The organism is Streptomyces sp. NPDC033180 (assembly GCF_055577645.1).
Genome location: NZ_JBVIPU010000023.1, coordinates 40,555 through 53,364, shown reverse-complemented (window position 1 = coordinate 53,364; position 12,810 = coordinate 40,555). Strand labels below are relative to the sequence as shown.

Sequence of the window (12,810 nt, the reverse complement as noted above, 5' to 3'; positions counted from 1 at the left end):
ACGTGTCGTTGCACCAAATGTCCATGACGACGAGGCGAGGGCACCGACGGTGAGTGAGGCAAGACATGCACACCTGACCGGTCCGTGGGGGCGTTGGCGTGCCGGGAACACCGGCTGGACTCCGGCGCAGGCGGGCGATCTTTCCGGACGTACGGCGGTGGTCACGGGTGCCTCTCGCGGAATCGGTGCCGCGCTGGTCGAGCACCTGGCCCGCCACGGAGCACATGTGATCATCCTGTGCCCCTCCGAGGCACACGGGCTGGCGGCAGCTGAAGCGGTGCGTCATCGCGTCGCAGCGGCCCAAGTGGACAGCGCCGTATGCGACTTGTCTCAACTCGGCCAGGTCCGCGAGGCCGCCGAGCGGGTCACGGGACTAGTGGAAGGGAGACTGGATCTTCTGATCAACAATGCTGGTGTAGCCGCGCTGCCGCAGACTCGCTCCGCGGCGGGCTGCGAGATGCACTTCGCCGTGAATCACCTCGGTCACTTCGCGCTGACCGGCCATCTGCTGCCCGCTCTGCTGAATACGCCGCAGCCGCGGGTGGTGAACGTCTCCTCCGTCCTGCACTGGCTGGGGCGGTGCCACCCCCACCGGCCGCACCGGCCACGCCTCTACCACCGCTGGATGGCCTACTTCGACTCCAAAGTCGCCAACCTGCTGTTCACACACGGGCTTTCCACGTGGGCTCACACCCGCAACCTGCCGCTGCGCGCAATCACCGCCCACCCCGGCCTGGTGAATACCTCCCTGGGCTCCAGCGCCCTGCACGCCGACGGCCTGCACCGCCAGGCGCGGGTGCTGGAATGGATGCAGGCGCGGTGGCACTCTCCCTGCCAGGCGGCCTGGCCGTTGCTCAGGGCCGCTATCGAGCCACATGTTGCGGGCAGTGAGTTCTTCGGGCCGGGCGGCCGCTGGGAATGGTCCGGCCCACCCGTGCCGGTGCGAGCCGCCCGACGTGCGTGCGAGACACGCGCTGCCGGGCAGTTGTGGCAGCTGTCCCAACAGCTGACCGCGTATCCATTCTCCTCTCTCCCAGCACGGCCGGGAGAGGAAGAGGAGCGCTCGTGACAACGCCGATCGCTCCTCCGAACCGGCCCCTGGGCGGCCGACAGCGCGTGCTTCGCGCGGTCGGCAACAGCTGGCTCCTGCGTCGCTGTGGGCCTCACCTGCTGCCCGGCCTGGACCGCCGCTTCCATCGCTGGACCCGGGGTCGTTGGATGCCCAGCCGGCTGCTGGTTCCGGTCTTGATCCTGCACACCACACGTCGCGACGGCACCGCCTGTCACACCCCCCTGCTGGCCAGTCAGAGCGACGCAGACACCTTCATCGTCATGGCCACCAACTTCGGTCGCCCCCAGCACCCCGCCTGGTCCTGGCACCTGCTGCGCGAACCGCACGCCACGGTCCATTGGCGCGGCCGTTCCTGGCCGGTCCGAGCACGCCTCCTTTCCCCCGAGGAGGAACAAGAAGCCCAGGACGAGATCCTGGCCGCAATGCCCTGCTTCGACGACTACGCCCGCCACAGCGGACGAAGTATTCGGGTCTTCCTCCTAACCCCCGCCCGCCCTGGGCTTATTCGTGCCTGGGGAGGCCGTCTGAACTGAGCCGCGGTGCGGCTCACCGAGCCGCTGGTCAAGTGACTGCGGCTCAGGGTTGGAGTACGTGGGGCCACATGGATTCCCCTGGGTCAAGCGGACGGGGACTGCGTCCAGCCCGTGGTACGCCCGCGAGGCCTCCGGCTACCGCGGCGACGGGGTCCGTGTCACCGCCGAGGTCGCGAAGTGTCGAGGGCAGCCTGATCGCGGGGCACCGATGGGTATTTGGCGAGCAGGGCTGGGGTGAACGCCGCCTCGGCCTCGTCGCCGGTAGCGGCCGCCTGGCTCTTCCGCTAGCCGGATGTCCTGGTGCCGCGCAGGCCGAAGGCGCAGAGCACCGCTCCCAGCAGCACCATGACCACCGGGGCTACGAGGGCGGCTCGGTAGGCGTCAAGCACCGCGTTCGGCGAGCCATCGGTGCCGGCAGCGGCGATCCCGTACACCGCGGTCACCGCGGAGATCCCAACCGCTGAGCCGAACTGGGTGAACGTGTACAGCAGACCGCCGGCCAGGCCCTGCTCCTGCTTGGCCACGCTGTCGGTCGCCGCGATGGTGAGCGGACCGTAGGCGAGGGCGAAGGCGGCGCCCGCGATCATCAGGCTCGAGGACATCGCCGCGTACGACCACTCCATCCCGGCCGGGAGAAAGTTCTTGCGGGCCGCGGCAGTGGTGGACGGGATGCGCTCTTCATCCGTTGCACCACTCAGCCACGTCTGGTGCATCTGCAATGGCCGGAGTCTGTCGTGCGAGCCTTTCAAGCCCATCTGAGTAACGCGTGCCCACCCGGCGAACCACCCGTTCCGGAGCCTACGCAGCCGCCATGGCCGCGCCCGTATCGAGCAACGTGCTGAGCGGCTGCGGCTCGTGGGGGCCGTGACCGCCCCGCCCAGTACGGAGGCGCTGGCGCGGTTCTGGCGGCGCTGGCTGCCGCCGAGCCTTCCGGGCCCGCTGGTGTCCTCGATCCTCGAACAGACGGTTCCACAGCCTCCTGAAGATCCGGACCTGGCTCAGGTGCTGGCCTTCGCCCGCCTGCACGCCTTCGTCTCCCGCCCCTGTGCCGGAAACGACCGAGCCCAGCCCGCGGCACACCGACCGGAGGTGGGCTACCGTCCCGAGGTGCTCTACGAAGGGCTCACGGAGGCCTACGCCCTGGCGAGCCCAGCCCTGCAAGCGCAGCGGCCGCCGGACGCGGGGGGACGCGCTCGACTGCTTCGTCGCCGCATACGCCCGCTCGCGCGGCGCGCGCGACACGCCCGCCTTCCGGCATCGACTCGCCGGCGTACTTGCGGCGGACCCCCGCATCGACCACTACTGGCAGCTCGTCGCCGAACTGACCGGCCCCGCGTACCCCACACCGGGCGCGGCTCACGACTGGCTGCTGGCCACGCTGAACGGCGACATCGCGGGCGCCGCCACCTGACGGGGCGGTTCATTCCCTGCCCGCCGCCACATTGTGCGCGGCGGGCATTCTGGCTGCCGTCGGCGGAGAGGCGGTAGGTGCGGTCGGGTGACCTGCGCCGACGGCATCACTTCGCGGCGTCCGGCCGCCTGGCAAGCGAGGTCCGTACCGTTGTCGGCGGCCGGGAGGGCCGAGCGTCAGGCATACGGGTCGAAGGGGATTCCGGCTGGACTCGTGGAGTCGAGAGCCCATTGAAAGTCACCGTCGTCGATCTTGAAGGTGGCCGAGCCGAAATCGGCGCCGCTGAGCTTGTCGCGGTAGCCGGCCGGGTAGCCATCCCAGCCGACGAGCCGCGGGTAGAACCAGTTGCCCGTGGCGTTCTCCGCCGGTTCGTCGGCGCTGTTGGCGAAGCGGAAGCAGTGACTCGAGATTCCGTCCTTGTGGTACACGATCTTCGGGTGGGTGCCGTCGAAGCGAATCTCCGACCGCGCGAGTGTCTGATAGGTGTTGTGCTGGGACACCGACACGTACTGGACCTCGTTGTTGTTGACCCACACGATGACGTGTTCCCAGTCGTGGGTGTGCCCGAGGGCCGCCGGGCCGAGCGTGATCTGGTCCTTCTCGAAGTAGCTGGCGTACATGACCGCGCACCACCCGTTGTTGCACTTCTCGCGAGAGTAGGTGTTGGCGTTGTTCAGCTGGGCGGGGTCGTGGCAATTGCCGTTGACGTCGCCGCCGAGTTTCAACCCGGGGTTGATGGTGCCGTCGGCGCCGATGGCGGCGGTGGCGTAGCAGCCGTCACTGTCGTAGTCGTAGGTAGGGGAGAAGGTCTGCTCCAAGCCGCCCGCGTTCGCCGGCAGTGGGGGCAGGACGTTCGCGTGGGCGGCCGCCGGGATGGCGACGACGAGTGTCATCGCGCCGACTGTGCCGAGAAGGACGTGGGTGAGGGATCGCAACTTGCGCATGGGGGCTCCCTGTTGAGCGGTCGGCATCAGCAGTACAGGTTGCTGTTCGGTGAGACGTCGAGGATCGAGGTGGAGCGGTTGTGGGTGTCGGTGCCGCTGGCACCGCAAGCGCCCGCGAGGTCGACGCACTTGTCGGCGAGCCCGGTCATCGAGCCGTCGGCGGCCTGGGTGGGCGTCACGGCGAACGAGGCGGTGAGGATGGCGGCGAGCGGAGCGCGACAAAGACCGCGGACCGGCCGAGGAAACGGGGTCCGTGCATGGTTGAGGACGCTCCTTGGGTGTGGGGGGGTGGAACGGCCGTCCCTCGAGCGCAGGGACGGCCGTCTGCGGAGCTGGCGTGCTAGGAACAGTCGTCTGCGGAGCTGGCGTGCTAGGGACAGTCGTCTGCGGAGCTGGCGTACTTAGGGGGAGCCGGCCAGATTGGCCATGCTGGTCGTGGAGTTGGACGGGCCGCCCGTACCGCCTGCGACATGCCGGATGGCGCCCACTCCCCCAAGAGGGACGGCCACCGTGCCGGTGAAGCACACACACGCGTTGTTCGGCGCCTCGACGGCCCGCTCGGCGGCCATGCTCGGGCTGACGTCGCAGCAGCTGCCGAGCCCGTAGTCCTGGTGGCTGGTGACGGCGTCGTCGACCTCGTCCAGGCACTTGCCGGTCCGTGGGCCGACGATGTCGCCGGCGGAGGAGACCGTCCATCTCTGGTTGGCGCCGCCGACGCAGTTCCGCAGCGGCACCGTGGCGACGTCGGCCCTCGAATTGCCCGTGCCGTCGAGGCACTTGCCAAAGGGGTGGCGGACGCCGCCGCAGTCGACCGTCCATCGCTGGGCGACGGTGTCGTTGCAGTCGTTGAGGTGGACGACCGTGCCGTCGGCGGAGTTCGCAACGGCGACGTCCGCACACTTTCCGGCGAGGCCGGTGATGTTGCCGGTGGCCGCCTGCGAGGGGGACGCGGTGAACAGGCCGGTGGCGGAGGATACAACTGTTGAAAGAGGTGTGGGCATGCGAGCAGGTGGCCCTTCGTGGGATGAGCAACCGAGGCAGCGTTCACCTCATGAACGCTGGATGCGCCACACGGTGCGATGCTGAGCCGTGAACCTAAAGGTCTGGACCGCTTTCGTCAAGTAGTGAAGTAAGCTGTGTAGAAAGCGAGTTGCAGCTTTCGACCAGGCTGCGTTCCCCCGCGGGGGACGCACGTCGGGCACGCGTCCCGCCTGGGGCTGCCGCGATCCAGCGCTCCCGCGTGCGCACCGAATAGCCTCCCGAGCCCTCCCGTCCCACAACCACGAGCGGCACTTCTTGCCTTCTTGGCCCGACTGCCGACCCCTGATCGTCAACAGCCGGTCGACCCGTGGCAAGTTCAGCCGCTGGTGGTGGCTGTTCCGGGGGCGTCGGTCGGGCCGAGCAGTCCTACGAACATGGTCTGGTGCAGGGTTTCCACGTGGTGCCGGGCGACTTCCCCAGCTGTGGCGGTGTCCTGGCGGTGCAGGGCGTCGAGCAGGTCGCGGTGCTCGCGGTTGGAAGCGCGCAGCGCGTCCATGGGGTAGGGCAGGTAGTAGCGGTAGAGCTCGCGCAGAACCGCGCCGTAGGGGGCGGTGATCGAGGAGCTGCCGGTTGCCTCGGCGAGCCGGAGGTGGAAGCGCTCGTCGCAGCTGTGGAACTCGGCCCAGCTGGGGGCGCGGTCCATCTCCTCGACGAGTTCCCGCAGCTCGAACAGGTCCTCGCCGGAGGCACGCACCGCCGCCAGGTGGGCGATACCGCATTCCAGGGCGAGCCGGTGGTCGATCAGCCGGCGCACGGCGTCGCCAGCCGTGCGGTAGGCGTCCGTGGTGAGGACGGCCCCGGGGGTGGGGTGCGCGGCGACCAGCGTGCCGCCGCCGCGTCCGCGCCGACGCTCCAGAACGCCGTCACTGCACAGGGATACCAGGGCCCGTCGGACTGTGATCTCGCTGACGTCGAGGGCCTGGGCGATCTGCGGGGTGCCGGGCAGGCGGTCGCCGGGGGTCAGCAGGCCCAGATCGACGGCGAGAGCGATCCGGGCCCGGACCGCTTCGAGGGCGGACAGCCTGCGTACGCCATTGAGTTCGGGCGCCGTGAGACCGGTGGTCGGGGCGTTGTCGCTGCCGGGCATGGCGTCACCCTAACCAGCCGCACCGATCATCGCTGAAGAATGCTCATCTTGAGCACTCTTGTTTAACTGATCATATTGAACTAGTTTCGCGTCCATGTCCCGTCCCCTGCCCCTGGCTCTCGCCCAGCTGCCGCCGCGGCTCGCGCATTCCCCGCTCGCAGATTTCGCGGCCGAGGCGGAGAGCATCCTGACCCGCTTCCCGCACACCCGGATGGCCGTCTTCCCCGAGCTGCACCTGTGCGGCGTCGACGCCCTCGGCGGCGAGGCGCACGCACAGCTGCGGGAGATCGCCGAGCCCTTGGACGGTCCTCGGGTCAAGGATCTCGCCGCGCTGGCCGGAGACCTGGGCATCTGGCTGCTGCCGGGCTCGGTGTGCGAGCGCGGCCCTGCCGGGGAGCTGTTCAACACCGCCCTGGCCTTCTCCCCGCAAGGGCGTCTGGCGGCCTGGTACCGCAAGGTATTCCCCTGGCGGCCGAGCGAGCCCTACGACCCCGGCGACCGGTTCGTGGTCTTCGACGTCCCGGAGGCGGGACGGATCGGCTTCGCGATCTGCTACGACGCCTGGTTCCCGGAGGTCGCCCGCCACCTGGCCTGGCAGGGCGCCGAGGTCATCGTCAACCCCGTGATGACGACGACCGCCGACCGCGCGCAGGAGATCGTCCTGGCCCGCGCCAACGCCATCGTCAACCAGGTGCACGTGGTCAGCGTGAACACCGCGGGCCCCATGGGCAGCGGCCACAGCCTGGTGGTCGACCCCGAGGGTCGGATCCGGGCCGAGGCGCCCGGCGACGGCAGCACCATCCTCACCGACGTGATCGACCTGGACGACGTGACCCGCGTCCGGAAGTACGGCACCGCAGGCGTGACCCGCATGTGGGACCAGTTCACGGATACCGACGCCCCCATCGAGCTGCCGCTGTACGGCGGCCGCATCGACCCGCTCACTTGGCGTCCGCGAGCCTGACACCTCGACTCTCACCCTCTTTTCGCCCCCACCCGTACGTCCCCGGAGCCCCCCCATGGCCAACGACGCCCATGGTGCGCCCGCACTCGCGCGCACCCTCACCCTCAGAGCCGTCGTCCTGTTCGGTCTCGCCTATATGACTCCTTTGATCGTGCTGGGCACCTTCGGCGTGGTCGCCGCCAGCACCGGCGGAGCGGTCCCGACGGCATACCTGCTCGCCCTCGTCGCGATGCTGTTCACGGCGCACAGCTACGGAAAGATGGCCGCCGCGCATCCCGTCGCCGGGTCCGCCTACACCTATGTCCGCAAGGCGATCGACGGGCGGCTCGGCTTCATCGTCGGCTGGGCGACCCTGCTCGACTACTTCTTCCTGCCGATGGTCATCTGGCTGATCGGCGGCGCCTACCTCCAGGCGCAGTTCCCCGGTGTGCCGCACTGGATCTGGATCATCGGCTTCGTCGCCGTCACCACCGCGCTGAACATCCGGGGCATCAAGACCGCCGAGCGCGTCAACGACCTGCTGATGGTTTTTCAGGTACTGGTCATCGGCATCTTCGTCGTCCTCTCGGTGCGCCACGTCTTCCACACCGGCGGCGCCGGTGCGCTGGTGAGCGCCACGCCCTTCGCCAACGGCGCAACCACCGCCGCCGGGATCTCGGCGGGCGCCGCCATCGCCGCGTACTCCTTCCTGGGCTTCGACGCGGTCACCACGCTGACGGAGGAGACGGTCGACCCGAAGCGCACCATGCCGCGCGCGATCCTGCTGACCGCGCTGATCGGCGGCGGCATCTTCGTCCTGGTCGCCTACACCGCCCAGCTCGCCCATCCGGGCAGCGCCTTCGACGACCCCAGCTCTGCCGCCTTCGAGATCGCGAAGACCATCGGCGGCGACCTGTTCTCCTCCGTGTTCCTGGCAGGGCTCGTGGTCGCGCAGTTCGCATCCGGCATCGCCGCGCAGGCGAGCACCTCCCGCCTGCTGTACGCGATGGGTCGCGACGGCGCCCTGCCACGCAGGGTCTTCGCCCGCCTCCACGAGCGCTACCGCACCCCAGCGCTCAACATCCTGCTGACCGGCGTGATCGGCCTGATCGCCCTGCGCCTGGACGTGGCAACCTCGACGTCCTTCATCAACTTCGGCGCGTTCACCGCTTTCACCTTCGTCAACGTCGCCGTACTGGCCACGTATGTGCGGCGCCGCCGCGTCGGTGAAAGCCCGAACCCGCTGTCGTACGTCGTCGCCCCCGCGATCGGCACGATCGTGGACCTCTACCTGCTCTTCCACCTTGACGGCAGGGCGCTCACCCTGGGCCTGATCTGGCTCGGCCTCGGCGTGGTGTACCTGGCTTGTCTGACTCGGATGTTCCGCGTTCCGCCACCAGAGATGGCGTTCACAGAGACTGCACCGCAAGACCTCCAAAGCGCCGCGCCTCTACAGAACACGAAGTGACCGGGGTTCGATCAGCAGCACAGGTTCGGTTCCCGGTCCCGCACGCCTGGGGGCCGCCCGTCACGGAATCCAGCCGGAGGCGGCAGGGCGACCACGAGAGGCTCAGCGGCGAACTCACTGCCGGTACTGAACGGCGGACGCCACCGCCGCGCTCTGCCGTCGGCACAGCGCCGCCCCCACCGTCGTCAGCGCCAGGAAGACGCCCATCACCAGCGCCATGGGGGTAGCGCTGCTGGTGCCGAACACCCCGATCAGCGGCGAAGCGACGGCGCCGAAGGCAAACTGGGACGCTCCCAGCAGCGCCGACATCGTCCCTGGCGCGTGGCGCCCCCGGCTCTGACCCACCGTGGTCAGGGCCGGGAAGAGGAACCCGAAGGACGACACCGACACCAGCAAGCACAGCCAGGTCTCCCACAGGCCCGCACCCACCGTCGTCGCCAGGCCCAGCAGCACCAGCTGCCCCGACAGTCCGGCCGCCGCGCCGAGCACCATCAAGGTTTCCGCCCGGTGCCGCCGGACCAGACGCCCGTACAGCAGGGAAGCCCCCAGGTTCCCGAGCGCGTTCACGCCGTAGACGACGCTGCTCATCGTGGGCGACAGATGCAGCAGATCCTGCAAGACAAAGGTGGCTCCCGCGACATAGGCGAAGACCGCCGCGCCCATGCAGCCCATGGTCAGCACCGGCACCAGCACACGAGGCTGCGCCACCAGGCTCCCCGTGGCCCGCATCGCCCCCGCGGCACCGCCACCTATGCGGCGCTGCGGAGGCAGAGACTCAGGCACGCCCCGCGCCAGACCCAGCACCAGGGCAGCACCGACGAGACCGAGCACCACGAACACGCCCTGCCACGGCACCATCGCCAACAGAGCCCCGCCGAGCACCGGGGCGAGCACCGGACCCAGCGCGCCGACCCCCGCCAACGTCGCATACACACGGGCGAGTTCCACGCCGTGGAAGAGGTCGGCAACCACGGCCCGCCCGATCACCAGACCCGCGGCCCCTGAGAAACCCTGCCCGAAGCGCAGCAGCGTCATCGCCTCGATCGTCGGCGCCAACGCGCACCCGAAGCCGAACAGAGCGAACGCCGACGTACCCAGCAGCAGCACCGGCCGCCGCCCCACCAGATCGCTCAGCGGCCCCAGGACCAGCTGCCCAGCGATGACGCCCAGCAGAAAGACGGTGAGCGTCACCTGCGTCCCTGCGCTGCTGGTGTCCAACGACCGCGCCATCTCTGGCAGTCCGGGGACGTACATGTCCGTCGCCAGTGGACTGGCGGCACCCAGTCCTGCCATCACCGCCAGAAACAACACCTGCGAACGCCCGCCGACACCGGTCGGCCTCCGCCCCACCCGAGCTTGACGGATCATCACCGCGGCCGGCCCTGCCCACCGCGGCCGGAGCCGCGGCCTCCGCTGTCTTCAGCCTCCGGCAGGTCAACCAGGGCCAGTTGCTGCATCAACCCGCCGGCCAGCCGCAACAGCCCCCGCTCAGCCGGCGACAGGCTGCGGGCCATTGCCGACGCCAACCACACATTGCCGTCACGGACATGTTCGTCCAGCGCGGCACGGCCCGCCTCGGTGATCACAATGTCCTGACGCCGCTTGTCGACGAGGCTCCGGCTCCGCTCGACCCGTCCCTGTCCCTCCAGCTCCTGCACCACGCGCGTCAGCGACTGCGCCTGCACCCCCTCGATCAGCGCCAGCTCACTGATCGCCAGCAGACCACGGTGCTTGAGATTGGCCAGAACCGAGGCCGACAGCCGAGTCAGTGGCTCGGAGCTTCCCACGTGTTCCGCACGCAGCCGCGACGCCAGGCGCGAGACACCCCAGCGCAGCTGCTCGGCGGTGTACAGATCCTCATCATCCACAGCCATACAATAAAGCTACGGCTTGCTACTGAGCGCCGTAAAGGCTGCTGCGCAATGCTACTTACAAAGCAATAGCTTCCTAGTTGGCCAAGGTTATAGAGATCATCAGGCTGAACCAGCCCCTCTCCTGCTCCGTGACCGGCTCGGCGGAGAACGAGCTGCCAGCTGTCTCATGAGACAGCACGAAGTCTGGTGAACGACGGTCATCGACTGGTCATGTAGCGGGCCGAGGAGACGACGCGCTGCCAACCCGATCAGGGCCCACGGTCACGAGCTCGTAGTTGGACCTCGCAGTGGTCGGCCAAACAGCGCTGCGCCCCGGGCCCGTGCTGGACGACGCTATGTGACCTGTGCGGGTGTCTCAGCCCCAAGGTGTCCCAGGCGGCGCACCTCCCATAGACGAGACGTGACGGCGCCGCGGCCACGTGCCGCAGCGGCCGCTCAGAGGTGGCCGTCCAGGAACTTCCGTACCTCGGCGACGGTCATAGGTCCCGTGCCGTGCGCCACCACCTCTCCCTCCTTCAGCAGGACGCAGGACGGGGCTCCGGTGATCCCGTATCGCTCGGTCGCGGCCGGACAACGCGTGATGTCGGCGCGGACGGCCGTCAGGCGGCCCGTGTAGTCGTCGGCGATGTCACCCACGACGAGGTCCATCACCCGGCAGGGCTCGATTGCCTTGGGCCATGTCCCGGTGAAGTATGCGAGGACCGGAACTCCGCTCATCTCGAGGATGAAATTGAACTCCGCGTCTTCCCGGGGGCGGTGGACCCGCTTCGCCATGCAAGCTCCTGACCTCACATTCCGTCATTCCACCCCCATCATCCCTTGCTCGGTGTGCCGGGCCCGCCCGGTCGATCGTCCAGTTGGCCTGTCGGCACGGAGGCACGGAGCCGTCGCAGCTTGCGCCAGGACAGTGCCCTCCACAGCTACATGAAGGCCGCTTTTAAGGACATAGCGGCCCAGATTGCCGACGAGATGCCCGATGAGCGGGCAGCCTGTGCGCACCGTCCACCGGCTCCGGTCGAGCCGTATCCGCCACCGCGCTTCTCAGAGACAGCCTCCCCGACGGGCTTCCCGATCCCTTGTCTGGTCTTCACCGCACCCCCGGTCTCAGCTGGCTGATAGCGCTCTTGTAATGGCCGCATGAGCCAGCTGATGGGACCGAGAACGAGGCACGGTTCCCTGGTCCGCTCACGGACGCGGTCGTGGACGGTCGAAGAACGCGTCAGCTGACCCGAAGGCCGACCGCCAGCGTCAGTTCAAGGACCCGGTGTGGCGAAGCGAGATCAGGAAACAGCTCCCGCAGCTGCGACAGCCGGTACCGGACCGTCTGGGGATGGACGAACAACGCCGCCGCCACCTCCTCGCGCCTGCCCTGGTGCAGCAGCCACTCCCGCAACGTCTCCTCCAGCCGCCGCGCTTTCGCGGCAGGCAGGGTCCGCAACGGTGCGAGGGCTCGGGCACGCAGGTCGGCGAGCGCGTCCACGTCGGCGCTCAGCACCAGCTCGGGCAGGTGGTCCTCGGTGTCGCGAATTTCAGGGGAGAGGGAGCGTGCGCGTACGGCCCGTGCGTACGAGGCGGACGCACGAGTCCATGGCCGGGCCGGGCCGACCACGGCGGTGCGGTCGGTCAGCTGCCGCAAAAGACGTGATCGGTCGGCATCGGGGACGAGCAGCAGACCGGTGGCGTCCGGAAGATCGTCGAGGACGAGGGTGCTCGGGTCGAGCGCGCGGTAGGCCGGCCGGGCCTGGGCCGCGGGCAGCAGGACCGCGGTCAGCGAAACCGGAGGCTGCCACCCGGCCCGTTGAACGGAGACCAGCAGCACGTCCGGGCTCGCGCCGCCGAGGAGGTCGCGGGCCAGGTGTTCCAGGTGGCGTTCCTGGTCCCTGCCCCGGGCGGCCAGTTCGTCGGCGTGGCCCGCGGCGCTCGCGGCGGAGAGCTCGTCGATGTAGGCGAAGGTCAGCTCGGCGAACTTGGCGACCTCGGCGGCGGGCAGGCCTGCGGGTACGGCACCCGCTGCCAGGCATCGCCAGGCCACGCGGGCGCCGACGCGGTAGGCGCCGAGCAGGGCGTCCATCGAACGGCCGTCGCGCACCTCGCCGCGGCCCAGCTCGTAGGCTGCGTCACCGGCGTCGCCGCCTGTGGCGTTCCCGCTCGCGAGGTCCAGGTAGTGCCCCAGGGCGGTGCGGACGGCTCGGCGGATGGTGGCGCCCATGCTGCCCGAAAGGGCGTTGGCGTAGGGAGGGACCTCGTCGATGATCGCCTGGACCACCTCGTCGGCGGTGGTCTTCAGCGCGGCCCGAAGTGCGGTGACCGTCGTCTCATCAAGGGCCAGTTCGCTGGCCCTCCGGATTGCATGGCTCACGTTTTTGTTCCTTGCGAACAATTCAGCCGACCAGATTTACGTTCTGCGGTTAGGACTTTACGCCGTGGGGCGCAGCAA

Annotated in this window: 14 protein-coding genes; 5 read left to right on the top strand and 9 right to left on the bottom strand. The window is 69.1% G+C overall.

Annotated elements, in window-relative coordinates; genetic code table 11:
* Positions 1-49: 49 nt before the first annotated feature.
* Both ACZ5WE_RS36770 and ACZ5WE_RS36765 read left to right on the top strand, forming a co-directional pair.
* Complete coding sequence (locus ACZ5WE_RS36770; RefSeq protein ID WP_467695780.1) at positions 50-1,069, top strand: SDR family NAD(P)-dependent oxidoreductase; 1,020 nt, start codon at positions 50-52, stop codon at positions 1,067-1,069.
* Positions 1,066-1,605: a nitroreductase/quinone reductase family protein gene (locus tag ACZ5WE_RS36765; protein ID WP_467695779.1), complete on the top strand. Its 540-nt coding sequence runs from the start codon at positions 1,066-1,068 to the stop codon at positions 1,603-1,605. The genes ACZ5WE_RS36770 and ACZ5WE_RS36765 overlap by 4 nt, the downstream gene beginning before the upstream one ends.
* Positions 1,606-1,889: 284 nt before the next feature.
* On the opposite strand, the gene ACZ5WE_RS36760 is transcribed toward ACZ5WE_RS36765, so the two are convergent.
* Positions 1,890-2,324 carry a hypothetical protein gene (locus ACZ5WE_RS36760; protein ID WP_467695778.1) on the bottom strand — a complete coding sequence of 145 codons (435 nt, stop codon included), beginning with the start codon at positions 2,322-2,324 and terminating at the stop codon, positions 1,890-1,892.
* Positions 2,325-2,650: 326 nt separating this feature from the next.
* Here ACZ5WE_RS36760 and ACZ5WE_RS36755 point away from each other — a divergent pair, with 326 nt between their 5' ends.
* Entirely contained in the window at positions 2,651-3,016 is a 366-nt protein-coding gene (locus ACZ5WE_RS36755; protein WP_467695777.1) for a hypothetical protein, read from the top strand.
* Positions 3,017-3,192: 176 nt separating this feature from the next.
* Here the strand turns inward: ACZ5WE_RS36755 and ACZ5WE_RS36750 are convergent, their stop codons facing one another.
* From ACZ5WE_RS36750 to ACZ5WE_RS36735, 4 genes are all read right to left on the bottom strand, one after another.
* Positions 3,193-3,960, bottom strand: coding sequence for an NPP1 family protein (locus ACZ5WE_RS36750; protein WP_467695776.1), 768 nt, complete (start codon positions 3,958-3,960; stop codon positions 3,193-3,195).
* Positions 3,961-3,986: 26 nt separating this feature from the next.
* Positions 3,987-4,139: a hypothetical protein gene (locus ACZ5WE_RS36745; RefSeq protein WP_467695774.1), complete on the bottom strand. Its 153-nt coding sequence runs from the start codon at positions 4,137-4,139 to the stop codon at positions 3,987-3,989.
* A 222-nt stretch (positions 4,140-4,361) separates the two neighbouring features.
* Positions 4,362-4,961, bottom strand: a complete 600-nt coding sequence (locus tag ACZ5WE_RS36740) for a ricin-type beta-trefoil lectin domain protein (RefSeq protein WP_467695772.1) — start codon at positions 4,959-4,961, stop codon at positions 4,362-4,364.
* A gap of 356 nt (positions 4,962-5,317) precedes the next feature.
* Positions 5,318-6,088 carry a FadR/GntR family transcriptional regulator gene (locus ACZ5WE_RS36735; protein WP_467695770.1) on the bottom strand — a complete coding sequence of 257 codons (771 nt, stop codon included), beginning with the start codon at positions 6,086-6,088 and terminating at the stop codon, positions 5,318-5,320.
* Between the two features lie 94 nt (positions 6,089-6,182).
* On the opposite strand from ACZ5WE_RS36735, the gene ACZ5WE_RS36730 reads away from it, so the two are divergent.
* Together ACZ5WE_RS36730 and ACZ5WE_RS36725 are read left to right on the top strand one after the other, a co-directional pair.
* Complete coding sequence (locus ACZ5WE_RS36730; protein ID WP_467695769.1) at positions 6,183-7,052, top strand: carbon-nitrogen hydrolase family protein; 870 nt, start codon at positions 6,183-6,185, stop codon at positions 7,050-7,052.
* Between the two features lie 55 nt (positions 7,053-7,107).
* The gene (locus ACZ5WE_RS36725) at positions 7,108-8,499 is read left to right on the top strand and encodes an APC family permease (protein WP_467695767.1); all 1,392 of its coding nucleotides are present in this window, start codon (positions 7,108-7,110) and stop codon (positions 8,497-8,499) included.
* A 114-nt stretch (positions 8,500-8,613) separates the two neighbouring features.
* Here the strand turns inward: ACZ5WE_RS36725 and ACZ5WE_RS36720 are convergent, their stop codons facing one another.
* From ACZ5WE_RS36720 to ACZ5WE_RS36705, 4 genes are all read right to left on the bottom strand, one after another.
* Positions 8,614-9,867 carry a multidrug effflux MFS transporter gene (locus ACZ5WE_RS36720; RefSeq protein ID WP_467695814.1) on the bottom strand — a complete coding sequence of 418 codons (1,254 nt, stop codon included), beginning with the start codon at positions 9,865-9,867 and terminating at the stop codon, positions 8,614-8,616.
* On the bottom strand, positions 9,867-10,373 hold the full coding sequence (locus tag ACZ5WE_RS36715) for a MarR family transcriptional regulator (protein WP_467695765.1): 507 nt from the start codon (positions 10,371-10,373) through the stop codon (positions 9,867-9,869). The genes ACZ5WE_RS36720 and ACZ5WE_RS36715 overlap by 1 nt, the downstream gene beginning before the upstream one ends.
* 435 nt (positions 10,374-10,808) lie before the next feature.
* Positions 10,809-11,147: a thioredoxin family protein gene (locus ACZ5WE_RS36710; protein WP_467695764.1), complete on the bottom strand. Its 339-nt coding sequence runs from the start codon at positions 11,145-11,147 to the stop codon at positions 10,809-10,811.
* A 445-nt stretch (positions 11,148-11,592) separates the two neighbouring features.
* Positions 11,593-12,732 carry a PucR family transcriptional regulator gene (locus ACZ5WE_RS36705; protein ID WP_467695762.1) on the bottom strand — a complete coding sequence of 380 codons (1,140 nt, stop codon included), beginning with the start codon at positions 12,730-12,732 and terminating at the stop codon, positions 11,593-11,595.
* Positions 12,733-12,810: the final 78 nt, after the last annotated feature.

Bases quoted from the DNA above. Each gene is read 5' to 3' on its own strand.
- ACZ5WE_RS36750 (WP_467695776.1), bottom strand. From the start codon at position 3,960: ATGCGCAAGTTGCGATCCCTCACCCACGTCCTTCTCGGCACAGTCGGC.
- ACZ5WE_RS36725 (WP_467695767.1), top strand. From the start codon at position 7,108: ATGGCCAACGACGCCCATGGTGCGCCCGCACTCGCGCGCACCCTCACC.
- ACZ5WE_RS36735 (WP_467695770.1), bottom strand. From the start codon at position 6,088: ATGCCCGGCAGCGACAACGCCCCGACCACCGGTCTCACGGCGCCCGAA.
- ACZ5WE_RS36730 (WP_467695769.1), top strand. From the start codon at position 6,183: ATGTCCCGTCCCCTGCCCCTGGCTCTCGCCCAGCTGCCGCCGCGGCTC.
- ACZ5WE_RS36720 (WP_467695814.1), bottom strand. From the start codon at position 9,867: ATGATCCGTCAAGCTCGGGTGGGGCGGAGGCCGACCGGTGTCGGCGGG.
- ACZ5WE_RS36715 (WP_467695765.1), bottom strand. From the start codon at position 10,373: ATGGCTGTGGATGATGAGGATCTGTACACCGCCGAGCAGCTGCGCTGG.
- ACZ5WE_RS36710 (WP_467695764.1), bottom strand. From the start codon at position 11,147: ATGGCGAAGCGGGTCCACCGCCCCCGGGAAGACGCGGAGTTCAATTTC.
- ACZ5WE_RS36740 (WP_467695772.1), bottom strand. From the start codon at position 4,961: ATGCCCACACCTCTTTCAACAGTTGTATCCTCCGCCACCGGCCTGTTC.